Origin of the sequence: Siphonobacter curvatus, assembly GCF_002943425.1 — a bacterium.
Taxonomy (GTDB): Bacteria; Bacteroidota; Bacteroidia; order Cytophagales; family Spirosomataceae; genus Siphonobacter; species Siphonobacter curvatus.
On record NZ_PTRA01000001.1, the window covers coordinates 1,464,808 to 1,490,998 of the forward strand.

Annotated in this window: 21 protein-coding genes; 9 read left to right on the forward strand and 12 right to left on the reverse strand. The window is 47.6% G+C overall.

Going from position 1 to position 26,191, the window contains the following annotated elements:
- Position 1: 1 nt before the first annotated feature.
- The 8 genes from C5O19_RS05920 to C5O19_RS05955 form a co-directional block, all read right to left on the reverse strand.
- Positions 2–1,153, reverse strand: a complete 1,152-nt coding sequence (locus C5O19_RS05920; RefSeq protein WP_165795946.1) for a hypothetical protein — start codon at positions 1,151–1,153, stop codon at positions 2–4.
- Positions 1,154–1,908: 755 nt separating this feature from the next.
- Positions 1,909–2,679 carry a TIGR03915 family putative DNA repair protein gene (locus C5O19_RS05925; RefSeq protein ID WP_104710507.1) on the reverse strand — a complete coding sequence of 257 codons (771 nt, stop codon included), beginning with the start codon at positions 2,677–2,679 and terminating at the stop codon, positions 1,909–1,911.
- Complete coding sequence (locus C5O19_RS05930) at positions 2,680–3,933, reverse strand: putative DNA modification/repair radical SAM protein (protein WP_104710509.1); 1,254 nt, start codon at positions 3,931–3,933, stop codon at positions 2,680–2,682.
- Between the two features lie 293 nt (positions 3,934–4,226).
- Entirely contained in the window at positions 4,227–5,636 is a 1,410-nt protein-coding gene (locus tag C5O19_RS05935; RefSeq protein WP_317046478.1) for a tetratricopeptide repeat protein, read from the reverse strand.
- A 364-nt stretch (positions 5,637–6,000) separates the two neighbouring features.
- Positions 6,001–9,006 carry a glycosyltransferase family 117 protein gene (locus tag C5O19_RS05940; protein WP_104710511.1) on the reverse strand — a complete coding sequence of 1,002 codons (3,006 nt, stop codon included), beginning with the start codon at positions 9,004–9,006 and terminating at the stop codon, positions 6,001–6,003.
- Positions 9,007–9,361: 355 nt separating this feature from the next.
- Positions 9,362–10,693 (reverse strand): ABC transporter permease, encoded by a 1,332-nt coding sequence (locus tag C5O19_RS05945; RefSeq protein ID WP_104710513.1) that lies wholly within the window; start codon positions 10,691–10,693, stop codon positions 9,362–9,364.
- 14 nt (positions 10,694–10,707) lie between these two features.
- Positions 10,708–11,637: an ABC transporter ATP-binding protein gene (locus C5O19_RS05950; RefSeq protein WP_104710515.1), complete on the reverse strand. Its 930-nt coding sequence runs from the start codon at positions 11,635–11,637 to the stop codon at positions 10,708–10,710.
- A gap of 205 nt (positions 11,638–11,842) precedes the next feature.
- Entirely contained in the window at positions 11,843–12,286 is a 444-nt protein-coding gene (locus C5O19_RS05955) for a hypothetical protein (RefSeq protein WP_104710516.1), read from the reverse strand.
- A gap of 228 nt (positions 12,287–12,514) precedes the next feature.
- Between C5O19_RS05955 and C5O19_RS05960 the strand changes: the two genes are divergently transcribed.
- Complete coding sequence (locus tag C5O19_RS05960) at positions 12,515–13,789, forward strand: dicarboxylate/amino acid:cation symporter (protein WP_104710518.1); 1,275 nt, start codon at positions 12,515–12,517, stop codon at positions 13,787–13,789.
- A 66-nt stretch (positions 13,790–13,855) separates the two neighbouring features.
- On the opposite strand, the gene C5O19_RS05965 is transcribed toward C5O19_RS05960, so the two are convergent.
- Positions 13,856–14,191: a phosphoribosylpyrophosphate synthetase gene (locus C5O19_RS05965; protein WP_102200698.1), complete on the reverse strand. Its 336-nt coding sequence runs from the start codon at positions 14,189–14,191 to the stop codon at positions 13,856–13,858.
- A 158-nt stretch (positions 14,192–14,349) separates the two neighbouring features.
- Here C5O19_RS05965 and C5O19_RS05970 point away from each other — a divergent pair, with 158 nt between their 5' ends.
- The 3 genes from C5O19_RS05970 to C5O19_RS05980 all read left to right on the forward strand — a co-directional run bounded on the left by C5O19_RS05970 (position 14,350) and on the right by C5O19_RS05980 (position 16,627).
- Positions 14,350–14,580, forward strand: a complete 231-nt coding sequence (locus tag C5O19_RS05970) for a 4a-hydroxytetrahydrobiopterin dehydratase (protein ID WP_094808424.1) — start codon at positions 14,350–14,352, stop codon at positions 14,578–14,580.
- A gap of 155 nt (positions 14,581–14,735) precedes the next feature.
- On the forward strand, positions 14,736–15,413 hold the full coding sequence (gene rsmI / locus C5O19_RS05975) for a 16S rRNA (cytidine(1402)-2'-O)-methyltransferase (protein WP_104713913.1): 678 nt from the start codon (positions 14,736–14,738) through the stop codon (positions 15,411–15,413).
- A gap of 41 nt (positions 15,414–15,454) precedes the next feature.
- Complete coding sequence (locus tag C5O19_RS05980; RefSeq protein ID WP_165795947.1) at positions 15,455–16,627, forward strand: lipoprotein N-acyltransferase Lnb domain-containing protein; 1,173 nt, start codon at positions 15,455–15,457, stop codon at positions 16,625–16,627.
- 77 nt (positions 16,628–16,704) lie between these two features.
- Here C5O19_RS05980 and C5O19_RS05985 read toward each other — a convergent pair whose 3' ends face one another.
- Positions 16,705–18,063, reverse strand: a complete 1,359-nt coding sequence (locus C5O19_RS05985; RefSeq protein ID WP_104710522.1) for a methyltransferase RsmF C-terminal domain-like protein — start codon at positions 18,061–18,063, stop codon at positions 16,705–16,707.
- A 176-nt stretch (positions 18,064–18,239) separates the two neighbouring features.
- Between C5O19_RS05985 and C5O19_RS05990 the strand changes: the two genes are divergently transcribed.
- The 3 genes from C5O19_RS05990 to C5O19_RS06000 all read left to right on the forward strand — a co-directional run bounded on the left by C5O19_RS05990 (position 18,240) and on the right by C5O19_RS06000 (position 20,404).
- On the forward strand, positions 18,240–19,019 hold the full coding sequence (locus C5O19_RS05990) for an alpha/beta fold hydrolase (RefSeq protein WP_094808427.1): 780 nt from the start codon (positions 18,240–18,242) through the stop codon (positions 19,017–19,019).
- 93 nt (positions 19,020–19,112) lie between these two features.
- On the forward strand, positions 19,113–19,778 hold the full coding sequence (locus C5O19_RS05995; protein WP_104710524.1) for a CBS domain-containing protein: 666 nt from the start codon (positions 19,113–19,115) through the stop codon (positions 19,776–19,778).
- 122 nt (positions 19,779–19,900) lie between these two features.
- The gene (locus C5O19_RS06000; protein ID WP_104710526.1) at positions 19,901–20,404 is read left to right on the forward strand and encodes a low affinity iron permease family protein; all 504 of its coding nucleotides are present in this window, start codon (positions 19,901–19,903) and stop codon (positions 20,402–20,404) included.
- Positions 20,405–20,483: 79 nt separating this feature from the next.
- Here C5O19_RS06000 and C5O19_RS06005 read toward each other — a convergent pair whose 3' ends face one another.
- Together C5O19_RS06005 and proB are read right to left on the reverse strand one after the other, a co-directional pair.
- A complete protein-coding gene (locus C5O19_RS06005) occupies positions 20,484–21,734 on the reverse strand; it encodes a glutamate-5-semialdehyde dehydrogenase (protein ID WP_394341781.1) in 1,251 nt (416 codons plus the stop codon).
- Between the two features lie 65 nt (positions 21,735–21,799).
- Positions 21,800–22,831 (reverse strand): glutamate 5-kinase, encoded by a 1,032-nt coding sequence (gene proB / locus C5O19_RS06010; protein ID WP_104710530.1) that lies wholly within the window; start codon positions 22,829–22,831, stop codon positions 21,800–21,802.
- A 343-nt stretch (positions 22,832–23,174) separates the two neighbouring features.
- Here proB and C5O19_RS06015 point away from each other — a divergent pair, with 343 nt between their 5' ends.
- Both C5O19_RS06015 and C5O19_RS06020 read left to right on the forward strand, forming a co-directional pair.
- Entirely contained in the window at positions 23,175–24,380 is a 1,206-nt protein-coding gene (locus C5O19_RS06015; protein ID WP_104710532.1) for a pyridoxal phosphate-dependent aminotransferase, read from the forward strand.
- Between the two features lie 121 nt (positions 24,381–24,501).
- Positions 24,502–26,055, forward strand: a complete 1,554-nt coding sequence (locus tag C5O19_RS06020; RefSeq protein WP_104710534.1) for a flavin monoamine oxidase family protein — start codon at positions 24,502–24,504, stop codon at positions 26,053–26,055.
- Positions 26,056–26,191: the final 136 nt, after the last annotated feature.

Here is a 26,191-nt window from a genome sequence, read left to right on the forward strand (position 1 = left end):
TTTAAAGCGTAATCGTGCCTTCATTTTTGGGATTATAGAAGCCCTCTTTTCCCCTAAAATAAAACTGATGTAGCTCATACGAACCTTTGGGGAAATTCTCGCGGCGTATGTGGCTATCAAGATTGTATCCTTTGCGAGTAAGTTGCCCCGTAGTTAAAAACTTTTTGACTGAATTTCGTAAAAGAGTCGTGTACAGTAAGAATGTATCCCTTTTCGAAACCATGGCAATAGCATAGCCCTCTTTCCGGTTGAAGATGGCCGGAGCTTCCCCGTTATAGAGCCGTACATTCACAAAGCCTACCTTAGGCACCAGGTCCATTCCTACGTTTGAACAGGGAAAAAAGCCCACATCCGTCACTCGCTTATTTCGAAACGCGGTGTGCAGGTCCGTAGAAGGTAACTGTACGAGAGTATCTTGGTTTTCGGAAAAAAACGTATTGTAAAATCGCTCGTAAAAGAAGGTCGGCTGGTAGCAGATCCACTGTCCGGTTTTCGTGAAATTCAGATACCCGAGATCTAGGATATTTCGCTGATTCAGAAGGTTTGTATAGGAATTAAAATGCCAGCATCCCCAGAAAAAGGTACTATACGCCAGGCTTACGTACAGAATAGCTTTTTGATACCGTAGTTGCCGGGTCAGATAGGCCAGACAGAACAAACCATTGGCAATGGCAATAACCGAATAGGTATAGTAACGGCTCTTAAATACGACGAATAATTCCTGTGAAGAAGACCTGCCAAAGGCCACAAAAGCGAAAGTAATAACGATGAAAGCGGATACGGAAATAATCGCAATTAGGCCCCGATTTTTGTTTCGGTAGGCCTCGATAAGGGCTAAGGAAAACAAAAGTAGCAGCAGGAGACCTAAGTAGATCGAAAAGTAAGTAAGAGTAATAGGGAACTCGCCATCCGAAAAATCCAGAAATTCGTTTTTGAAATGGGATGCTCCGGCTAGCCCCGCAATGAAATTGATTATTTTAACAAACAACGCCTCGAATACATGCGATAGCTTGCTACCCGACGGTGTTTCGTTTAGAGCAATGCTATAAAGATAAGATCCAATACCAGCTACCGAACTGAGTATCCATCCCAGTGTAAATTTGATCTCCCTCCTTAGGAGCAGAGCCAAAAAACCCGCGGGCCAAACAGCCATTCCGTTGCCGGAAGAAAACGTACAAATAAAGCCACTGAACGTAGCCAGTAGGAAAAATCTTAGATTCTGCCTTGAAGGCTTACAAAGAAAATAGATGGTTAGAAAGCACAGGAACGTAACAGAAAAATGCTGTAACGCTGCCATGGTCCAGAATATTGCCTGATACGGAGCAAAGGATACGAGTACCAGCGTAATCGCAATCAACCAATACTGAGCTACCGGGATAGATTGAAGCCAGTACTTATAAAAAAAGAAAATGCTACACCAAACTAGTCCCGCTCCCAAGGCAAATAAGGGCAATGATATTTTTCCAATAAGTGCGTATAAGGAAGTAACGAACAGGTTAGAAAACAGAAGTTTATGTTCTACAAATCCATTTGTAACTATTAATTTAAGTTTTTCGCTGAAAGAATTCGTGTGTTCTAGATGTAATAAAAACCGGTAAATACTGGGCAAATCATCGCCGAATGGAATAGGAGAAATAAAATAATATTGCAAAAAAAGATAGAGGAAAAGTAAGACGCCACAAACGACGTATACCAACGTTTTCTGGGAAGAATACGACGTTTTTTCTAAATCCATAAGAATACTAAATGGTTTCTTTGGAAAGATATGCTTAGATTAAAGATTGGGTTAATGATAATAACTAGAAAAGAGGTAATGTGTTTCCCGTTGGCAAGATAAGATTTTTCTAAAAATTCGATTTACAGCGGATTAAATATACGTGCGGAAGTTAGTAAGTGGCAGTGGCCCCACTAGTCTAGTACTTGTTTCTCAGTTAGATATTTCCAAAAACGGCGGGGTAAGTTTCGGACGTGAAGTTTCAAATTGCGGCGAGCCGGGATATTAGCACTCTTGAAGTAATCTTTCCAGAGTAATTGATACATTTCTTCATGATGATCTTCTGAAATACGAGCCGGTGTATCGAAGTTATGGCTCCGCTGAAAATCCAGCGTAATAAGCTGTAGACGCTGCAGATCATAATACAAGCCATATTTGCGTACGTGATCATAAATTACCCAGGACTGATCGGCGTAACGGCCTCGGAAATGTCCAGCAATAAGAGGCAAAACATTATATTTTGGCTCGATAGGAGCGTAATACATACCGTCTTGCGTCTGTTGAAAGCGTACAAAAGCTTCCAAGTGATGTTTCTCCCGTTCGACTTTACGAGCCATCTGATGAACAAAAAGCACGTGCTCGTTGCCATAATTACTTTCGGCCTGAGATACGTCACTAAATACGTAGACTGCAAACCCAAACAGGTGCTCGTATGCCTCAAGACGTTCCGATAAGAAGGTGCAATAGACGGCTCGCCAGGCTTCTTTAGACAATCGCTTCCGAAGGCCCGTAGCGACCCGCATAGCTTTTTCTGGATCTGTGACGATGAAATACGTTTGGCTAAACGCCTGTGGGTGATAGTGTTTAGCTGAACTAACGGTAATAGAACCCGGCTTTCGATTATACCAGTCGAAGATCAGCGTCAGAAAACCTTCGAAAGTGTCGTCGAATACGTAAATCTCCATTTAGAAAAGAGTTAGCTGCTGGGGAGACTGCCGTTTATTCTGACTTGAGGAAAGAATAAAATGCCTGATCTGGGACGCTTGCCAGTCTTTAGAAGCAAAGGGCGAGTCCGCACACCGAACAAAGTACTTAGCTCGGTTGTAGGCAATGCCCAGGTTCTGTAGTTGATACGTCCGGAGCTTACCGAACTGTCGAGCCGCTACAATCTTTTTAGCCGAGCCGACACCAATGCCCGGTACCCGCAGAATAAGCTGATAATCCGCAGTGTTAATGTCGATCGGAAATAAATGCAGATTGCGAAGAGCCCAGCTTAGTTTAGGATCAATCTCCGGATCAAGATTGGGATGCGTATCATCGAGAATTTCATTCACACGAAAGCCATAAAACCGCATGAGCCAGTCGGTCTGATAAAGTCGGTTTTCGCGTATCATGGGTGGAGGCGTTCCAATACTTGGTAACAGCGAATCTTGCCGAATGGGGACGTAGCCAGAGTAATAGACCCGCTTCAAATTATAGGCTTTGTAGAACTGATCGGCCGTAGCCATAATTTCCAGGTCTGACTCGGGCGTAGCTCCAACGACCATCTGCGTACTCTGACCCGCGGGTACAAATTTGGGCGTCGAAAGAATGAGTTTTCGGTCGCTATTATACGCCTGAATGTGCTGGTTGACGAAATGAAGGGGTTTCTTAACGTCTTCGTGGCTTTTCTCGGGAGCTACCGTTTTCAAACCCGCTTCCGTGGGCATCTCCAGGTTAATACTCATCCGATCAGCGTACAGACCGGCTTCCTGAATTAGTTCTTCACTGGCTCCGGGAATCGTTTTCAGGTGAATGTACCCATTAAAACGTTCTTCTAGTCGGAGCTTCTTTACAATCCGCAGCAGGCGTTCCATGGTATAGTCAGCATTTTTAAAAATACCCGAACTCAGGAAAAGGCCTTCAATGTAGTTTCTGCGGTAAAAATTAATGGTGAGTTCTACGACTTCCTCTACCGTAAAGGCTGCCCGCTGAATGTCATTGCTTTTCCGGGAAACGCAGAAGGCACAGTCGTAAATACAGTGATTGGTCAGGAGAATTTTGAGCAGCGAAACGCAGCGGCCATCTTCCGTAAAGCTATGACAAATGCCATTGGCCTTACTGTCCCCCAATCCTTTGTTGGTATTTTTTCGATTCCCGCCGCTCGACGCACAGGATACGTCATACTTGGCAGCATCGGCTAAAATTTGCAACTTTTCGCTCGCTCGATTAAAATTCATAGCTCTGATGTTTGTGTAAATATATTGACTTTTGGTTATATAAAATAATCAAACCAGAGGAATTATCGAATAATATGTGTGTATATTTTGTCTATTTTGAGTCGATTGGAGTTAGATCAGAGCAGAAGTCAAAATACTGGCTTGGTAGTATGAGCGGAGCCATAGACGCTTGGCCTTTTGTAATTAGCCTGGTTTTCACGCTACACAGGGATCGAATAGGAGTTACTCTGTCCAGAAATTCCATAAAAAAGACCCGGTTGTTGGCCGGGTCTTTTTTAGTACAAACCAGAAGCTTATTCTTTTTTATACTGCTCAATAATCTTGAACAATGCTTTCTGGGTTTCTAGATTCGTGAAGTACTCAAACAACATAATGTGCATGTCGTAATTGAGCGTCAGGGCCGTTTCCAGGTATAAGAAGGCTTCCCGGAATTTACCGGCGTGAATCAGGTAAACTGTAAGCTGGTAGTATAATTCTGCTTCATCGGGGCATTCATCCAGAGCTTGCATGATGATGTCAGTTGCTCGTTCAAAATCGCCCTGTTCGTAATACAGAATCGACCATTTTACCCAGATCTCTACGTCTTCGGGGGCTACTTCTACGCCAGCCCGGTACGCTTCTTCAGAGGAAATGGCATTGCCGATACGCTGTTCGGTTTCAGCAACGGCCAGCCAGTAATCCGCATTTTTTTTGTTCAGGTTTAAAGCTTTTCGCAAAAAATGCAGCGCCTGAAACCACTTGTTCATTTCGTACAAACATACACCGACGCCGTACCAGCCTTCGTCCCAAAGCGGGTCGAGCTGAATGGATTCCTTGTAATGTTTGATGGCCTCTTCGTAATTCAGCTGTTTTTCCAGACTGGCCGCCAAGCAGCAGATCGTCTCCGGGGTCGGTTCTTCGCACGTAAGCGTTTTTTCGTACGCCTCCTGAGCTTCCTGATACCGCTCCAGATTCATGTACGTATTACCGAGATTGTAGTACGCCGACGCGAAATTCTTCTTCAGGTACGTGGCATACTCATAGGCTTCAGCAGCTTCATCGTAGCGTTCAAGCTTTGAATAGGCGATACCCAGGTTGTACCAGGCATTATACGAAGAAGGATCACGATCGGTAAAAGCCAAGTAATACGGCAGACTCTCTTCGAGCTTGCCCAACTGATCCAGGCAGTTTGCCAGCTCATACAGAGCATTTTCATTGCTCAGATCGCCATGTACGGCTTGCTGATAATGCTCAATGGCTTCTTCAAATTTTCCCCACTGCTGGTAAGCTAGTCCCAGGTGGTAATGCACTTCATCTTTTTCCTCGGCATAATCGAGGACTTCCTTGAGCATTTCGATGGCATGCTCATAGTCGCCGATGAGCCCATAGACTGTGCTGCGTAAGTAAAAAATATCTAAGTCGTGGGGATTGAAAAGGGCGGCACGTTCGAGCAAATCCAAGGCTTCGTCGTACCGTTGAAAATTGGCCATAATCTGGGCCTGATTCAGCATCAATTCCAACGAGTAAGGATACTGAGATAAACCGTATTCGCAGGCTTTTAAAGCATCTTCTAATTTTCCCTCTTCTAAATAATGTTCGACGATTTGTTCATACGTATCCAGATCGAAGAACGAATCCTCCCGGTTCTGCAACATTTTTTCGAATCGCTTCACAGAGTCATGGGTGGCTTCCGGGCGGTCGTCGAATTCAGGTTGTTCCATCATAAGGCAACGGGTGTAATGGCAAACGTAATCCCGGTTTGATGCGTAACAAAGCAAGCTTTGGTGTACGAATCAATACTATACTAAAGTTGGGTACGTCTATTGGTTTTCATGTTAAGGAACATTCTAAGATAACTAGAAAATTCCATTTCCCCAATCCTTGTTTGAAAATGTTGACCAGATTGTGAGTGTATTTACGGGTGAACCCCTTCATTAATTACAGGTACTTTTTCGTAAAAACTTGGTTTGAAGGCGATTAGATTGAGATTTGATAAGAAAACGAAGCCTTGATTTTGTACCGTTAGGTCAAGTCAGAACACAAAAAAGCCCGTCTAGAAGGACGGGCTTTTCGTTACGCATGAAACGTTTATTCAGCTCCGCTACCATCGTCGAGGCGATTGCCCAAACGTTGATACTGACGGTTGAAAATGGCTTCGTATTTGTTAGCCTCTGCTTCGAGTTTGGCATCGTGCAATTGCTGGACAACCAGATTCATCTGATACAGGTTTACCCGAATATCCTGACTGTCGCCATTGGATTCAATGTAGTAGTTCAGGTTTTCGTCGGATCGTTTCATGATCAGTTCCGCCATTTGCAAAGCTTTCGCTTTTTCGCCTACGGAAATCAGTGGTCCGATGAAACTTACTGAAATCTGATCGTAGGGAATGGCTTTATCCGGAATGGCTTCCAGGCAGCGATTCAGTACTGTTTTCGCCTGAGCTAGTTTGCCTTCCTGAATCAGTTGCGTAGCGAGTCGGTAGAACGCAATCCGGGCCGATACCGTCGGGGCTCCCCGGTAGGTTTCGTCGTAGTACACGTTCGGATTGTTCATTTCCCGCCAGGCCATTTTCGTCATCATGTTTTTGTACATGATATCGGAGTTAACAAAGCCATCGCGGGCACCGGGTACCTTGAAGGGCATAAGTCGGTAGGCGTATCCTTCGAGTTGCAAAAACTCCTTCAGACCCAGGTAACTCTGCGAACCCAGTGTAGAAGCGAAGTACACCGGACGTTCAAAGTTATTGTGAGCAATGATGTCGAGCTGAATCAGTTCGGGTTTCGTGATGTCGTTCTGACCGAAACTCCAATTCATCCGATCGCCGGGCAGTAAGGATTCGAACTCTTTAGAAACCAGGCCGGATTGACGAATTTTCGTCGTATCCAGTTTCAGCGAAAAGACGGAGGAAGGCAGCACGTTCATCTGTCCTAGGGTTGTTTGCACCTGAATCGCGGGATTGTTCTGCTTCACCAACTGAATGTACTCCTGAAGGTCAATACCGTCCTTCACGTTCGGGTTTTCCGAGAACGGAATCTGATCGTTAATACCCGTCCGGAAATTGTCCATTTCCAGTGAAATCGGAAGCGGTTTCGATTCGTACGTCTGCCGCTTCATCTGATCAATGTACCAGTCTGTACCCAGCAGTGAAAGGTTACATACCCGAACATCGGTCCGGAACCCTTCTACCTCCTGTACGTACCAGAGCGGGAACGTATCATTGTCCCCACCCGTGAACAGAATGGCATTGGGAGCACAGGAACTTAGCATGTTCTTGGCAAAGTCTACGGAGTGCCAGCGGTTGGAACGGTCGTGATTATCCCAGCTCTTCGCACCCATCATGACGGGTACACCCAAGGAAAGCACGCTGGCGAGTACGCCGGCGGTAACCGTGTTCTTGGAAACTCTACTTAGAAACTGCTGCAAGGCCAGTACGCCTAATCCCGCCCAGAGAGCAAAGAAATAGAACGAACCTACGTAAATGTAATCCCGTTCGCGGGGCTCGGTAGGGGGGGAGTTAAGGAATACTACCAGTGCCAGACCCGTCATCAGGAAGCTGATCGCCACGACAAGCCAATCTTTTTCGCGTTTGGTGAACTGGATAAAGAAGCCCAGCAGACCCAGAATCAGCGGCAGGAAATAGAAATTATCGTGGGCTTTATTATTCTTAATGCTTTCGGGCAGAGCCGCTTTATTACTAGGACGAGGCATCCAATCCGCCCATTCGTAGTCACTCTCCCGGCCCGCGAAATTCCACATGAAATACCGCATGTACATGAAGCCCATCTGGCGGCTAAACATATAGCCAATGTTTTGCCCAAACGTAGGTTTTACGTACCGGGATTGATCGCTAGGATCACGGGGCAGACCCAGAATCGAGGCGTACAGTTGAGCATGACCCGGCTGTTGCGACCATAAACGGGGCAATACCATTTGCTGATCTTTTTCCCAAACGTACTCGGGCTTGTAGTCATAAATTTTATACTGACCACCTTCCATTTTGTACATCGGATCGCCACGGCGAATGTCTGTAACGCGAGCCGTAAAGAGCGGTCCGTACGTCAACGAGCGACTACCGTACTGCTCGCGACGGAGGTAGCTGAGGTAGTTGATGGCATCCGAAGGATTGTTCTCATTGATGGGTGGATTGTAGTTCGCTCGTACTAGAGCCTGTGTATAGGAGAGATAGCCAATCAGTACGAAAGCCAGCGAAAGCAAGGCCGTACTCAACACGGGATTCTTCTTTTTCTGAGCAAACCAAACCCCATAAATGACGGCTCCGAAAAACACGATGACGAAGAAAATAACACCCGAGTTGTAGGGCAGCCCGAAGGAGTTAACGAAGAGTTTTTCGATCGAAAAGGCCATAGCGGGAATACCCGGAATGATACCGGCGTTAATGATTCCCAGGATGACTACGCCAATGATCAAGGCCACAATACCGCCGATAAGCGTCGGATTCTGCTTCTTTTTAAAATAGTAGATCAAAGCCAGAGCGGGCAAGGTTACCAGGTTCAGCAAGTGAATACCGATGGAAAGACCCGTCAGATAGGCAATTAAAATGATCCAGCGATTGGCTTTTGATTCATCTTCAATAAGTTCCCAGCGATACATCGCCCAGAATACCAAAGCAGTAAAGAACGATGACATGGCATATACCTCGGCCTCCACGGCGGAAAACCAGAACGTATCGCTAAAGGTATAAATCAATGAACCGACTAATCCGGCACCCAGTACACCAATAGACTCGCCAAGCGTAAGAGTATCCGCCGACTTCGCTACGATTTTGCGTCCCAGCATCGTTAACGTCCAGAACATGAACAGAATCGTAAAGGCACTCGCCAGTACGGACATCATGTTTACCCAGTAGGCGACCCGGGTTACATCGCTACCGGCCAGCAGCGAGAACATCCGGCCAATCAGCAAAAAGATGGGGGCTCCCGGTGGGTGCGGGACTTGTAATTTGAATGCACAGGCAATGAACTCACCACAATCCCAGAAACTGGCCGTCTCTTCGACGGTCATAGCGTAGGTGAATAAAGCAATGGCGAAGACACTCCAACCCAGTAGGTTATTGATCCGCTGGAAATTTTTCATGAAGTAGTTTTATGCTAAATAATCTAATTCGGGTGATGGTTGTAGGGAAAAGATCAGCCAAAAATAGCAAAAAGCCTCCGACCCAGGGGGTAGGAGGCGTTAAAATCTGTTAAGCTCCCTTGAGAAGTAAGGTTTTTACCGACATTTGCGGGTCAGTAACCAGCAGAGTGTAAAGACCTTACCCGCTAGGATTCTTTTTCAGGCTTTAGCCTTTTCGAAAAAGATATTTATTGAAAACGCACATTTCGTACCTGTATGAGGATGATCTTAGCTAACCGCTTTAACGGATGGATTGTCAAAGATTCATCTGTAACAACCTCAGATAACGAACGAAAGACCCGCCAAGCAGACCAGTTTAAGCTTTATAAAACACCCATTTCGATAGCTCCTTCAGAGTTACTTTCTTCCCGTACATCAGAATACCCACCCGGTAAATACGCGAAGCCAGCCAGGTGGTAAACACAAAGCCAACGACCAGTAAGACCATCGATAGGCCCAATTCCCACCATTCTACCCCAAACGGTACGCGGGCCATCATGTTGATGGGTGAGGTAAAGGGAATAATGGACGCCCAGAAAGCTACTTTACTGTCGGGTTCGTTCACGACAAAGTTCATGAGCATCATACTGATGATGAGCGGAATGGTAACCGGAAAAATGAGCTGCTGCCCTTCCTGCGGGCTCTCGACGGCCGAACCTACGGCCGCAAACAGCGAGCTGTAGAACAAATAGCCTCCCAAGTAATAGAACAAAAACAAACTCAAAATTTTTACCCAGGGCAGGGTCCCCATGGAATCCATGAGGCCCATCACTTTCGAGCCCGGACCGGCTTCGCTCATTTGTTTAACGGCGGCTTCTACCTGTTGCTGACTGGCCTTGCTGCTGAGTTCGGTTTTCGCTTTTGCTTCCAATTTGGATTTAAGTAGGGTAGAGGTTACGCTCGAAATCGAAACCGTCAGTACAATCCACAGTAAAAATTGCGTTAAGCCGACCAATCCCACACCCAGGATTTTTCCAAGCATGAGTTCCGAAGGGCGTACCGAAGAGACAATGACTTCCACAATCCGGTTGCTCTTTTCTTCGATGACCCCATTCATTACCTGCGATCCTGAAATGAAGACAATGAAATACAGCAGGATGGATACGACATAGCCCAAACCCATAGCTACGCCCGCATGACTGGATTTTTCTTCCCCTTCTTCCAGACTATAGGTTTCGGCGTTGACATTTACCCGGTTGTCTTCAATGACTTGGGTGTCAATACCCGCCCGCTTGAGTCGCTGGTTACGGACTTCGGTTTGAACAATGCTTTCGATATCGTTCTCCAGACTCAGACTCACGTTCTTTTCGGAGAAAATCTGTAAGCCATTTGGATGATCAATGATGTCGCGGGGAATGAATACCAGAGCCGCAACCTTGCTGCTTTTTAAATCAGTTTTGGCTTTGGTAAGGGGCGTTTTTTTGAAAGCAAACTGGTAGTCTTTTCCGTTTTTGAAGCGTTGCTGAAACAGCCCCGATTCATCAATAATTTCAACCGTTTTCTGATCGCTACCCGCAAAAAACAGGAGGGCCGGAATGGCGTAGATGGCCGTAATCAGAATAGGAGTAAGTAGCGTTGTGATCCAGAAGGACTTTTTCCGAACGCGGGTTAAGTATTCTCGCTGGAGGATTAGTAAAATCTTATTCATAGCAACAGGATCGGTTAAGGAATTAAGGCTTGGGTTGGCGTTTCACCCACGACTTGAATAAAAATATCATTGAAGGAAGGTACATGCTCACTGAATTGCTTGAGTTCTACCTGAGCAATCAACTGGGTCAGTAAGTCATTGACGTGCCCTCCCGGTAAGATACGAACCTGCGAGCGGTACACACCGGGTTCCACTTCCGCGGACGAGATCAGCTCATAATACGCCGATAGGATCAGTGAACCCGCGTATTCAATCGTATAAGTCTGATCCATGAATTGCCGCTTGATGGCTCGTTTATCGCCCTTCAGCACGACCTGCGAACGATTAATCAGAGCAATTTGATCACACAGCTCTTCCACGGATTCCATGCGGTGCGTAGAGAAGATGATGGTGGCTCCCTTCGCTTTTAGTTCCAGAATTTCGTCTTTGAGCAGGTTGGCGTTGATCGGATCGAAGCCCGAAAAAGGTTCATCGAGGATAATCAACTTTGGGTCGTGGACGATGGTAGCAATGAACTGACATTTCTGAGCCATCCCTTTCGAAAGGTCTTCCACCTTTTTATCCCACCAGTCGCGAATGTCAAACTTGATGAACCATTGCTTGAGTCGTTCTGTGGCTTCGCGTTGCGAAAGACCTTTCAGGCGGGCCAGGTAAATGAGCTGATCACCCACCTTCATTTTCTTGTACAAGCCGCGTTCCTCCGGCAGGTAACCAATGTCGGCAATGTGTTTGGGTTGCAGGGGTTCACCATGCAGCAGAATTTCGCCTTCATCGGGAGCCGTGATCTGATTGATGATACGGATGAGTGAAGTTTTACCGGCTCCATTGGGACCCAGTAAACCAAAAATGCAGCCTTGTGGAATGGAAAGCGATACATCGTTGAGAGCCGTATGGGTCGCGTAACGTTTTACCACATGACGGGCTTCGAGTAAGGGTTGACTCATTCGGATCGTAAGTTGATGGACAAGCGGAGAAATGAATGTAAGATATACAATTCCCAAGGGAACGTTGTCATGGTCAAAGGATACTTACAAAACTGCACGATTGGAGAAGGTTCGTTGCCAAAAACTACACAAACGGCTTAAAACGCAAATCAGCCCCTGATTCTACGTGAACAGGGGCTGATTTCTTACACAAAAAGAGCGTGAATTAGTAGTAACGTTCCCGAATTTGAAAGAGAATCCAGAGTTCAACACCCGCGAAAACGACGGCAAAAATAAGGCCGCCCGTACCCCAGGGCATATTTAGTAAAGCTGATAAAACACTAAAAGTGACGGCAACCAGTACAGAGAAGTACAAAAAATTCCAGCCTTTGCGGCGGTTGCTACGAAGGGGACTAAACGCCATCAGCATCAGGACTGATTCGATAATGTTACCAATCACGTCGAGGTATACCGAAGAGGTCATCCCGTAGGAACGGGCAAAGGAGTTCTGATACGTTGGAATGAGCGAAGCCAACCCCAGAATGCCGTTGATCAGGGCCAACCAAGGCATAATCTGTACAAAAATTTCTTTAACGTTAAAGGGAATGGTAGGTAAGGTTCGCAAAAAGAAACCTTCCAGCTGAGCTTCCAGTGGTAGTTTTGCAGGCATATAATGGCGACTATTGGCAGTGAAGGATGTGCTCCGGAATCACGTCTCAATTCTACGAGAAAGTAGGTAACTTTCAAATGAATTGGTCTAAAAAGGGCTTCTATTTGACGAGTTTTTTTGTACTTTTTGCGAAAAATACCCGTTTACTCTGATAAATTCTGGCTATCGGACCCGCTATCTTTACCCAGTGGGCGAAGACTCCATCGTTGTTTTACCTGAATTTTCTTTATGAAACTTTCCATTACCTGGCGAATTTTTATCGGTTTAGTGTTAGGCGTAATTGTGGGATATGTGGTGCATATGTCCTACGATTCAGGCAGCCCAGCCGATCAGGAAACCCTGGCTACCTGGAGCAAAAACCTGCAGATCATTAGCAAGGTTTTTCTGCGGATGATTAAAATGATTATTGGTCCACTAGTTTTTTCCATGCTGGTGGTAGGCATTGCTAAGCTCGGCGATTTTAAGATGGTAGGCCGGATTGGTGGAAAAACGTTGGGCTACTTTCTGTTTGCTACTATTCTTTCTCTGCTGACGGGTCTGGCCGTCGTTAATGTACTCAAGCCCGGAAAAGTCATGCAGTTGCCTTTACCGGCTACCGGCACCGATACGGGTATTGAAGCGAAGAAATTTTCCCTGGAATCGTTCATGTACCACATTTTCCCGCAGAGCATCATCGAGTCGATGGCGGGTAATGAGATTCTACAAATTGTGGTATTCTCGATCTTCTTCGGTATTGCAACCGCCGCCATTGGTGATGCGGGCAAAGTCGTTGTGAAGGGTCTGGATGCGGTCTCACACGTCATGTTCAAGATTGTTTCCTACGTCATGAACTTTGCTCCATTCGGCGTATTTGGGGCTATTGCAGCCGTAGTGGCTACCGAAGGGTTAGGCATTTTTGCCGGATACGCGTATCTGATCTTCAGTTTCTTCCTGGGGCTGGCCTTCTTCGTATTCATCGTACTCTGGATTATCTGTCTCGTAAACAAGATCCCGTACTTTAAACTATTAAGTCTGGTAAAAGATCCAGCTCTGCTGACCTTCAGTACCGCTAGTTCCGAAGCCTCCATGCCCCAGACAATTGAAGCCTTGAAGAAATACGGTTGTTCCGAAAAGATCATCAGCTTCGTATTGCCACTGGGCTATTCTTTCAATCTCGACGGTTCGATGATGTACATGACTTTCGCTACGGCTTTCATTGCCCAGGCCTACGGGAAGGATTTATCGACGGCTCAACAACTTACGATGCTGGCTACGCTAATGCTAAGTAGCAAAGGAATTGCGGGCGTTCCCCGTGCTTCGCTGGTGATCATTGCCGGAACCATGACGATGTTTGATTTGCCCATCGAGGGTTTGGCCCTACTGCTGGGAATCGATCAGATTCTGGACATGGGACGTTCTGCTACCTCGGTGATTGGGAATGCCGTAGCTACGGCAGTCGTATCTAAATGGGAGGGAGAGTTGGATTTACGGAAATTACATTCCTCCGAAGAATTGTCCGTTTAGCCCCAGGCTATGCAACAAAAAAAGGAGCCTCATGAGGCTCCTTTTTCGTTTATAGGCACGGTGTCTTTATTGACCAATGGCATCACTGCCGCCCAGAGCTCCTTTTCGCATGTCCAGTTTTTGAATCAAATCAGCGGAGAGGGGTTCTGAGTAAGGACCGTAGGCCATCACCAGCACACCTTTTTTGCCATCTTTGGATTCAATCGCGTATACCGCTGACATATCACCTGGATCAGTAATGCCTTCAAAACGATACGCTTCTACGACTTCAAAGTCTTCGGGGTGCAAAACCATCCCTAGTGATGCATAATTCAGGGCTCCATTTTCAATACTGAAGCTTTCCGTATAGCCCTTGGCTGCTAATGCGTTGATAGCCTCGGTTTCGGTGGTGTATTCATCCATGGTACTGACAGTTTAAAGGGTTAAAGATCGTCTTTTGACTCAAGTGTTGAGGGTTGGCAAATGTATTTTCTGAAACAGACTATCTAAAAAATTAGGCCACCTTGCTGGGAAAGCCCCGTCGGGAGCCTGTATGTTTGTCCTAAAATCACTTGTCAATCATGTGGGAAGAAAAAGAGAATCAGCTGCAACGAAGCTTCGAATTCAACGACTTTTCTGAAGCCTTTGCCTTTATGACCCGGGTTGCGTTCATTGCTGAAAAGCATAATCACCATCCCGACTGGTCTAATGCCTACAACCAAGTGACCATCGCCCTGACTTCGCACGACGCAGGGCATGTGGTGACGGAGAAAGACCGCCAGATGGCCAAAGAAATTGATCAATTGTTGTAAGCGTTGATAGTCATGTTCGTTGTCAAAGGAGTTGAACCGTCCTGAAAGGCAGGAGGGTTCAACTAACTACATCCTCACGGATTGGGAATACGCTCTTGAAGTGGAGAGTGAACGAGCAGACTGAAAACAGTACATTGAAAACGGAAAACTTTTCCATGAAACTTTACCTGGTTCCTACGCCGATTGGCAACTTGGATGATATTACACTGCGGTCGTTGAAAGTACTGCAAAGTGTGGACGCCATTCTGGCGGAAGATACCCGCACGACCGGGCAGTTGCTCAAACACCTGGGCATCCAAAAGCCGTTGATGGCCCACCATTCCCACAATGAACACGCGTCGGCGGGGGGCGTAGTGAAGATGATTCAATCCGGAAAAACGCTAGCTCTGGTTTCGGATGCAGGTACACCCGGCATTTCGGATCCCGGCTTTTTACTGGTGCGTGAATGCCTCAAAAATGGTCTTGACGTGGAATGCCTGCCCGGAGCAACGGCGTTTGTGCCGGCTCTGGTCAACTCCGGTTTGCCCACGGATCGGTTTACGTTCGAAGGCTTCCTGCCCCAGAAGAAAGGCCGTCAGACGCGAATTAAAAGTTTGGTGGAAGAGGAGCGGACAATGGTCTTCTATGAGTCACCGCACCGGATTGTCAAAACACTCGAGCAACTGGCCGAAGCATTCGGCCCCGAGCGACCGGCTTCGATTTCACGAGAACTAACCAAAGTATTTGAAGAAACCGTACGGGGTACTCTGACCGAACTCATCCAGCATTACACCCAGCACGCCGACCGCGTGAAAGGCGAGTTTGTACTGATTGTGGCCGGACTGGAAAAATAAGTTCTTTTTAGTACGTTTGCCCCAAATCCTGCACCATGGTTTTGCGTCGTCTGCTTCTTTTTTGTTTGCTTGGTTTCTCGTTCATGGCTAGGGCTCAGGTACTGAGTCCTCAGGCGAAGGTAAGTTTGCTAACGGTTGGTCCGGGTACCGACATCTATACCTTTTTCGGGCACACGGCCATTTGGATCTATGACCCGGTACTGGGCCTGGATCAGGTGTATAACTACGGAACCTTCGATTTCCGGGCGTCTGGGTTTTACTGGAACTTCCTGCGGGGAAATCTGCCGTACCAACTGTCGTCCGGGCCGTTGGATTATCCCGACCCGCGATACAGCCAGCTGGAGTACTGGAAATCGGAAAACCGGGGCGTCGTAGAACAGGTACTGAACTTTACCCCTGAGCAGAAACAGCGATTGTTTGAACTGATGGAGTTCAACGCTCTGCCCCAGAATAAAACCTACCAGTACCGACCGTACTACGACAACTGCTCGACGCGGCCCCGGGATAAGGTATACGAAGCCGCTCAAGGTAGCATTCGTTACGATTCGACGGATGCCTTTTTAGTCGGCCGATCGTACCGGGACTGGATGAATGATTACTTGACCGACAGCCCCTGGTCCCGCGTAGGATTAAACCTGGCTCTGGGATACCCCATCGATCGGATTACGACAATGCAACAGGCCGCCTACATTCCCAATAACTTGTTGCGACTCTTCGACCGAGCCCAGATCGTACAGCCCGATGGCAGAAAAGAAAAACTGGTGCTGCAAACCAATACGCTGTTTAAGGCGGAACCCCAATCAACTAGTTTCCTCTGGATTGCGGCTTTCTGGCTGGTAATGGCGTCGCCCTTGCTGATACTGATCTTACGTCGGAAACAAATCAAAGCCGGGGGTACGTTCGACCGCACGCTACTCTTCATTACGGGACTTTTCGGCATTATCCATACGCTGCTCTGGTTCGGTACCCAACATGGCATTACCGACTGGAATTACAGCATGTTCATTACCAATCCGTTCAATATTCCGGCTCTGTTATTACTGTCACGGAAACCCCGCTGGCTGATGTACTATTTCATCGCGGCCATGGTCTTTCTGGTGGCGGGTGTGATGCTGGAGATTCTGTTCTGGAAAGCAACTTACGGGATGATTTTCCTGACCGTTACGCTGTTCGTGCGTTACCGCCATCTGGCTTTGTACGTGAAGAAGGGCTAAGAAATGTAGTTTCTACCGCAATAAAAAATACCGTCAGCTACGAACTGACGGGTTTTTTTACTGCGGTAAAGGTCGATTTAATTCTCCCGAATATCCATCAGAATCCGCCAGTCCTTGGGCAGGTAATTATTTAGCCGATTGGGCAATACCTTCACCCAACCTAGTCCGTGGCCTTGGTATGAGACCAGATGCCAGCCTTTCTGAGAGGTTTCATACGCAAAATCTTCGCGTTTCAGAAAGCGTAAAGCATCCTCCCGCGATACCTCAAGTCGGGGAACGTCGGAGGAAAGCACGGTACTTAAGGCTAGTTCGTGATCCGGAATCAGGTCTGGTCCGGCCAGCTTGCCTAAACGTATGCCCGCCTTCCGTAGGTACAGATTCTGACTGATTGCCTCAAACTCCGGACGATGTTCGGGGTTGATCAGAAAGTAATCACCGTTTTTCTCGACCCATGCGTACAAAGACAAATCGTCCACCCAAGGCGTAAAGGCAGCCGTTTCAGTCCGGCGGTTTTTATTCTTTCCACCCGAAGTATTCCGAAAGGCGTAATCTTCCTGATCTTCCGTTTTCTGAAAGGCCGCAATAAAGAAACCTTCGCCTTCCACGCGGTCGGGCCAGAAACGATAACCGTAATTCTCCTGTTCGGTACGTACTTCCACGATACCTTCGTATGACCCTGCAAAGGGAATGGAAGTACAGGCAAACGATGAACTCAGCCAATCGAGTACCTGCTCGTTTTCTTCGCTGGAATAGGAGCAGGTGGAGTAGATCAGCACCCCTCCTTCGCGTAGCGTGGGCCATACGTCGGCCAGAATCCGTTGCTGACGCTGCGAACACAGAGCCACGTTTTCTTCCGACCACTCGGTAATGGCCGCCGCATCTTTGCGAAACAGGCCCGAACCAGAACAGGGGGCATCTACCACGACAATATCAAAGAAACCCGGCAGACGCTGGAAGTCACGGGGATCGTTATTGGTAACAAAGGAATGAATGCGACCCCATTTGGTCAGGTTATCGGCCAGTACGCCCGAACGGGGCCGGATGACTTCATTCGATACCAGCAGCGAGTCGTCGCTGAGCAAACTGGAAAGGAGTGTACTCTTGCCGCCCGGAGCCGCACACAGGTCGAGTACCCGCAGCGGTTCTTCTTCCATGATCTGCCGGAAGAAGGCTTCCAGAAACATCGAGCTGGCTTCCTGAACGTAATAGGTACCGGCGTGAAAGAGGGGATCGAGTGTAAATACGGGCCGTTCGGGCAAGTAAAAGCCTAGGTCGGTCCAAGGTACGGACGTGGCCCCGTCAGTCGGACTTATTTTTTTTACAGGATTAATGCGAATCGAGACTGGAGCGGGCTTTTCGTGAGCCTCCAGGAATTTTTTTTTATTAAAACCGCTTTCTTCTTCTAGGGAGGAAAGCAGTGAATCAGGAAGTTGCATAAGCGAAAAGGGAGAATTTTACCCTAAAATTTAACAAATCTACGATTCAATCTTTTTGTCATTCCCAGACGAATTGGCTATTTTCGATAGAATACGAAAAAAAGCAGTTTCTTCGTTTTGAATCTTTCAAAGAAAAATTGCTTTATTTTGCCTCAACGATTGTCTTAATCCGTGAAATGAACTATTCAATTAAACAAGAAGACGGCTATCAGTTTATCGACGAAGGGCAAGGCGAAATTGTCATGATGCTTCATGGCTTGTTCGGAGCCCTGTCCAACTGGGATGCGGTCATTAATACATTCAGAGATCAGTATCGGGTGATTATCCCACTGATGCCTGTTTATGAAATGCCCCCGCGGGAAGCCGGTGTGGAAGGATTAACGGCCTTTGTCGAAAAATTCGTACAGGATCGTAAGCTTACCGACCTTACGCTGGTAGGAAATTCTCTGGGTGGCCATATTGCTTTGTTGTATACCATCAAAAATCCCGAGAATGTGAAGCGGTTGGTGCTGACGGGTAGCTCTGGATTGTTTGAAAACGCAATGGGCGGTAGTTATCCCAAACGCGGTAGTTACGAGTACATTCGCGAGCGGGTTTCTTATACCTTCTACGATCCGAACGTGGCTACGCCCGAGCTGATCGAGGAATGTTTTGAGATTACGAATAGCATTCCCAAGTGTATGAGTATCGTACAGATTGCCAAGTCGGCTCAACGCAACAACGTGGGCAAAGATTTGTCGCAGATTCAGGTACCGACGCTGCTCATCTGGGGATTAAATGATACCATTACGCCTCCGACAGTAGCTCACGAATTTGATCGGCTGATTCCGAATACGGAGCTGTATTTTATCGATAAATGCTGTCATGCTCCGATGATGGAGCACCCGGAAGAATTCAACCAGATTCTGGCCGGATTTTTGAAGCGTACCAAAGAGTTGGTACTCGTAGAAAACTAATCACTGCTCTCTTCCATCTGTCGACGTATCTAAACGAGTAACTTATTGAGTAAACCGGACCATCGCATTCACTAGTCAATAACCCATGGCCTTATGCTTGCTGAAGAACTGATTGACCCCTTATTGCCGACATTACGGCCAACGGACACCGTGGGAAAAGCATTGGATTGGATGCAGGAATTCCGTATTCCCCAGCTGGCCTTAGCCGAAGGAGAAACGTACGTTGGCATTCTTTCGGAAGAGCGTTTAATGAACGCTGACGAAGAAGATTCACTGGCTGAATTAGAGCCCGAATACGCAACGGTAACCGTACAGCCCTATCAACACTTGTACGACTTGTTACGGACCGCCCAGCTGTATCAGCTCGAGGTATTACCCGTAGTGGATGAAGAACAGCAGTTTACCGGAAGCATTTCGGTGAATGAACTACTGAAGCGGTTTGCCAGTGAACTGGGTACGCAGGAAGAGGGAGCGGTGCTGGTGTTGCAAGTGGAAGATCGGGATTACTCCATGAGTGAAGTCAGTCGGCTGATTGAGTCGAATGATGTGAAAATAGTGAGTAGTTATTTCCACAGTGGGGATTATGAAACGGATCGTCCGGGTAAACTGACCCTAAAGCTGAATCGCCGCGATATCAAAGCGGTCATTGCTACCTTTGAACGGTATAATTATGTCATTGATTCGGTTTTTACGACGGAAGCACTCGATACAACGGACCGGGATCGACTGGATCTTTTGTTACGTTATCTGAACATTTAGATAAAAACGAAATTAAAAAAGAGCTTCCTTCTACTGAAGGAAGCTCTTTTTTGTTTAGGCGGCTTGTTTTTTTACGAAGTTTATTAAACGAGATAACCCGAAACTCGATAGCCCCAAACGTCATGAAAAAGCAATCTCCCTCCATCAGTCCGCTTCCGCTATCGCACGAACAATCGCTATTTGAAAAATTTTCTTCTTGGGTTACGAAAGCCACTGGTAGTGTGTGGGCTTTTCTGATTGCCCTGGGCGTTGTCCTGGTTTGGGCTATTAGCGGGCCATTTTTTCATTACTCAGAAACCTGGCAACTGGTCATTAATACCTCTACCACGATTGTTACGTTTCTGATGGTGTTCGTCATCCAGAAAGCACAAAATAAAGATTCAGTATCTATCCAATTGAAACTGAATGAACTCATTGCTGCGACGAAGGGAGCGAGTAACCGACTGGTAGGGGTAGAAAGTCTGAATCAGGATGAACTCGACGTGTTGTGTAAGCACTACGAAACGCTGGCCGATCTGACGCGAAAAGCCAGTGACTTACGCAAATCACACTCGATCGAAGAAGCGTACAAAGATACCCGCGATAAACTGCAGGAGGAAGAAGGCTCCAATCTGGAAGCTCTCTAAACGCAGTAATAAAGTATAACCTTTGTCTGAAAATGCGAACCGGCGACTCGTAACGGTGAGTCGCCGGTTGCGATGCGGATTACCAGCGAACCTGTCCTGTTCCTTCAATAATCCATTTTTCAGTAACCAGCTTTTCCAGAGCAAAGGGGCCACGAGCGTGCAGCTTCTGCGTACTGATGCCAATTTCAGCTCCCAGTCCAAATTCAGCCCCATCGGTGAAGCGGGTAGAGGCGTTGGCGTATACGGCGGCGGCATCTACTTCTTCCAGAAAACGGCGGCACACGTCCGGGTTTTCTGAAACAATGGCCTCCGAGTGACGCGACGAGTAGGTACGAATGTGCTCCAGAGCTTCGTCCAGTCCCGGTACTACTTTGATGGTAATTTTATAATCGAGCCATTCTTTACCAAAATCTTCTTCCTGAGCGTGGTACAGTTGCGGATAACCCGTTTTTTCCAGCACGTAATACGCAGCTGGGTCGGCGTAGATCTCGACATTCCATTTTTCAAAATCCTGACAAAGCATCGGTAAGAAGGCCGAAGCAATGCCCTGGTCGACGAGTAAGCCATCGAGCGAATTACAAACCGAAGGACGGGATACGCGGGCGTTTATCACAATATCACAGGCCTTTTCTAGGTCGGCTTCCTCCTGCACATAGGTATGAACGACACCCGCTCCGGTTTCGATAGTGGGTACCAGCGAATGCTGACGGACAAACTGAATGAGTTGCTCCGAACCCCGCGGAATGATGATGTCCACGTAACGGGTGGCCGTTAGCAATTCTTTCATCAGCTCGCGATCGGTGGGTAACAGTGTGATGACTTCGACCGGAACCTGGTGTTCCTCTAATACCTGATGCACCAGCCCTACCAAATACTGGTTCGTATGCCAGGCATCGCTGCCCCCGCGAAGGACTACGGCATTCCCCGAACGCAGGCAAAGGGCGGTTACATCAATCGTTACGTTGGGGCGTGATTCGTAAATAACCCCCACCACGCCCATCGGTACCGCGATTTTCTTTAGGTGCAGTCCGTTTGGTAAGGTACGTTCCAGTAAAATCTGGTTTGTCGGATCGGCTAGTTGGGCTACATCCCGTACGCTTTGAGCCAGATTTTCGATTCTTTTCTCCGTCAGTAGCAACCGATCCCATTTCGGGTCGCTTTGTGGCATGCGTTCTAGGTCCTTTTGATTCTCGGCTTGAATTACGGCCGTATGGGCAAGCAGAACCTCCGCCAGGCGATGAAGTAGAGCGGCTTTCTGAGCATCTGTCAGTCGGCGTAGAGCCGGAGCCGCCGCGTGCGTAGCCGCCAGTTGGGGAACGATGGAAAGAATTTCGGAATCCGAAGCAGACATATCGCAAAAAGGATTTAAGGCGTAGGAATCAGCAAACGGAATCCCTACAGTAAAACAATATCGTCAGCGTGAGCGACTTCAAAATTCTGGGTTTTCAGGTTTTCTGCCACGATTCGCGAAGATTCCCGGGCTTTAGCTACGGCAATTATCTGAGCCGATTCATCCCGGATTTCAATGACCTCGCCGCGATCAAACTCTCCCGTAACTTCCTGAATACCCACGGCCAGTAAACTCCGCCGATCGCGTAGAGCCTTTACGGCTCCGGCGTCAATACGTAGCTGCCCGGCGATGAGACTACCCGTGCCTAACCATTTATGGCGGGCTTTCAGGGATACCTTTTCGGGGGTGAAAACGGTACCCGTTTCTTCCTTCAAAGCGTTGAGAATGCCTTCTGGTGTATGGATTCCAAAAATGACCACCCGGATGCCCATGCGTACGGCCCGTTTGGCGAAGCTGAGTTTGGAAACCATACCGCCCAGACCAACGGCCGTTTTAGAGGTATCGGCCAAGCCCAGTATGCTTTCATCAATATGTTCGACGCGGGGAACGATGGCTCCGTCGTGATCGAGTAAACCGCCTACGGAGGTGCTGAACAGCAGCGTATCGGCTCCGAGTCCAGCGGCGAGTAAAGTCGCCAGTTCGTCGTTATCCGAAAATTTTAACTCTAGATCCGATACTACGTCGTTTTCGTTGGCGACTGGAATCACCCCGTTTTCCCAAAGGGTCTCGTAGGTTTGCTTGAGTTGCAGAAACTGCGAGCGGTTGGCAAAGTGGCTTCGTTCGCACAGACTTTGGGCGACCGGAATCCCGAATGCCCCAAAGTATTTCGTGTACAAACCCAACAGGAGGGGATTGCCAATGGCGGCTGCCGCTTTACGTTGCGAGAGTTCACCCCGATAATTCTGCAGATAGGCTTTACCGGCACCCACAGCTCCCGAAGAAACCAGTACAATCCGATACTGATCGTGAAGCTGAGCGGCCTGACGGGCAATTTCCAGAATTGTGGCCTCATTGATCTCACCGTTTACTTTGGTGAGACTGGCCGTACCAAATTTAATGACTAAGATAGGCTTCATACTGACGGCAAAGGTAGGGATTTGGTACTCAATCTGGTTACTATGTCTATTTTGTAGATTTTCTGGTTTTAAGGTTTTAAAAATGGGTTTTTAGGGATTTATTTTTTGAAAATAGCGAATAATAGGTTTGTAAAAAGGCTGTTTTGGTCGACAAAAACCATAAATTAGTAAAAATAGATAGCAGTGGCTAGTTGCATACTTCCCAAAGAATAATTAATTTTATGCTCAGAAAGGGAAAATTTTTTTCATTAAAATAGAAGCATGGTAAAATTTTCTACTACTTCTTTCTAAAGTCCCATTCAGGTCGCTCGCATACCACAAAACCATCAAACGCTTACGAAAGATGAATCGTCGTAACTGGCTCAAAAACTCCGCTGCCATGACGGTAGGAGCAACCGCATTACCCGCTCTTCTGCAAAAGGCCTATGCAGATCCGGCAGCCCGGAATGAATTGTACATGGACCTGTCCCACGAATTCCGGGCGGCCCTGCTAGCAGACTCCATGCCGCCAGCAGCGGTAAAAGCCCGTCTGAGTGCCAACGAAAACCCCTGGGGACTTTCGGCAAAAACGAAAACGGCTGTCAATAGCTCCCTAACCGAAGCCAACCGGTATGCGATGCGAGCTACGATGGATCTATACAAAGCGATTTCTGAGAAAGACGGTATTCCCATGCCCCAAAGTCCGGCCGGCGGCGGCGGTTGGGGTGGAGCTTCCAAAAGCTATATTAAACTGGGCTGTGGTTCAACGGAATTGCTGAATGCCAGCTTGATGCACTTTGCTCAGAAGGGTACGATCATGGTGGGCGATCCCTGCTACATCTCGAGTAATGACGAGCGTTACCCCATGGATAAGGTAAAGCTCACGGCGGATTATCAGTACGACCTGGATGCAATGGCGAAGAAAATCGACCCCGCTAAACACAGCTTGGTCTACATCTGTAACCCCAACAACCCGACGGGTAACATGCTGCCTGCGGATAAACTGCGGAAATTCATTGATGAGGTTTCACCGAAAGTTACCGTACTGGTGGATGAAGCCTACATCGATTACGCCACCAATCCGAAAACGGATTGTATGGTGGATAAAATCAAGGAAGGTAAAAACGTAATCGTGCTACGGACGCTCTCTAAACTGTATGCGTTTGCCGGGATGCGTTTAGGGTATGCTCTGGGTAAACCCGAACTGTTACAGGATATTTCCAAGTATACGATGAACGGCTTTGGCCTCACGCTACCTACGATCATGGGAGCTATGGCGGCTTTCTCGGATGCCGAGAATACGAAAATGGTGCTCGATAAAACGAATGAATCGAAAAAGTATACGGCTGATTTCCTGACGAAAGCTGGCTACAAGGTCATTCCTTCGTACGCCAACTTTATGCTCTTCCCGGTTAATATGAAGGGTACGGAACTGACCGGAAAACTTATGCAGGAAGGCGTAATGGTACGAAACTGGTTCTTCGACGGACAGCACTGGTGCCGGGTTTCGATCGGAACCATGGACGAAATGAAAGCCTTTACGGATTCATTCACTAAAGTTGTGTCCTGACCCTGGTAGGGACTTATCGCCCGGTACGTTTAAAAAAATCAGATTCACATGAAAGCTGATTTTTATCATTGGTTGCGTACCGGGCGAATACTATTTTCAAGTCCTAACCTTTCTTTCCCCTATGACCAGAAGAAATTTTATTGAAAAGTCGGGTAACAGTTACCTGGCGATGATGGCTTTGGGTTTTTTTCCAGAAGCCCCAGCCAAGAGCTTTGACTTAGCCCGCAATGAAAAGCCGAACGGTAAAAAAGTTATTATCCTCGGAGCCGGACTGGCTGGACTTGCTTCCGCCTATGAACTGGGAAAGCTGGGCTACGACTGCGTAGTACTGGAAGCCCGCGAACGGGTAGGGGGCCGAATCTGGACCATCCGGAAAGGAACCACTGAAACCGAGATAGGGGGTGAAAAGCAAACCTGCCAGTTCGACGAAGGGTACTACCTCAATGCCGGTGCGGCCCGCATTCCTCACCATCACCACCTCACGGTTCAATATTGCCGGGAACTGAAGATACCCGTTGAAATCTTCGGTAATCTCAACGAAGCCGGGTTCCAGTATTCGGAGAGTAACCGCGGAGCCTTGGCTAACAAACGAGTACGAGCCCGCGAAATTCACGCGGATATGCGGGGTTACCTGACGGAACTGGTGGCGAAAGCCATCGACCAACAGGCACTGGATTTAGAAATGTCAAAAGAAGATGTAGATCGCTACGTGGCCTGGCTACGGGAAGAGGGCGATCTGGACATCAACAAAAAATATAAAGGCTCCGAGCGACACGGCTACGAGTTAGCTCCGGGAGCGGGCATGCGGGGAGGAACCATTGCCAAGCCCTATGCCTTGAAAGACATCGTGGAATCGGGGCTTACGCATCCGGCTTTTGCGAATGTCGGCGAATACACATTTAATCAGCAGCCCGTGTTACTGCAACCAGTCGGCGGGATGGATATGATTCCGAAAGCCTTCGAAAAAGTGGTGGGTGATAAGGTGAAACGGTCCTGTGAAATCCAGGAAATCCGGAAGACGAACCCCGGCGTACGGATTGTGTATCTCGACAAGAAGACGGGTCAGAAACACGAGGTAAAAGGCGACTACTGTATTTGTACCTTACCCTTACCCATTCTGAAGGGGATTCCTTCGGACCTTTCCGGGGATGTACAGCGAGTGGCGGATTTTGTTCCGTACATGGAAACTTGCAAAATCGGCATGCAGTTCAAGCGGCGTTTCTGGGAAGAAGATGACCAGATCTTTGGGGGTATCACGAAAACCAACATGGATATTACGCAAATTTTCTACCCCGCCCACGGCATGCTGGGACCGAAAGGCGTACTAAAAGGCATGTATAACTTCCACGGACTAGCTAAGAAAGTAGGCGAGCTTTCCATTGCGGATCGCCAAAAACTGGCTTTCGAGCAAGGTTCCCGGATTCACCCGCAGTACAAGGATGAGTTTGAAAATGCGTTCTCGCTAGCCTGGCACAAGATTCCGTACTCCAAAGGTGGCTGGGGCATTTATTCGGATGCCGCCCGTCAACGCCTGTACGCCACGATGACTAAAAACGACGACGATATTTACTTCGCCGGAGAACACGCCAGTAACCTGCCCGCTTGGATGGCCGGGGCTTTCGAATCAGCTCGCTACGCCGTAGAACTGTTGCATAAGCGGGTATCGGCAGGGTGAGGATGTTGGTTTGTAGTGGATTGTTGTTGGTTGCTAGCTAGATATAAAGTATAGATACAGGCTATCTATTGGAAATTATTGACTGATAACGGAAACTGCAAACTGGTAACAGAAAACTGGACACTGAAAACTAAAT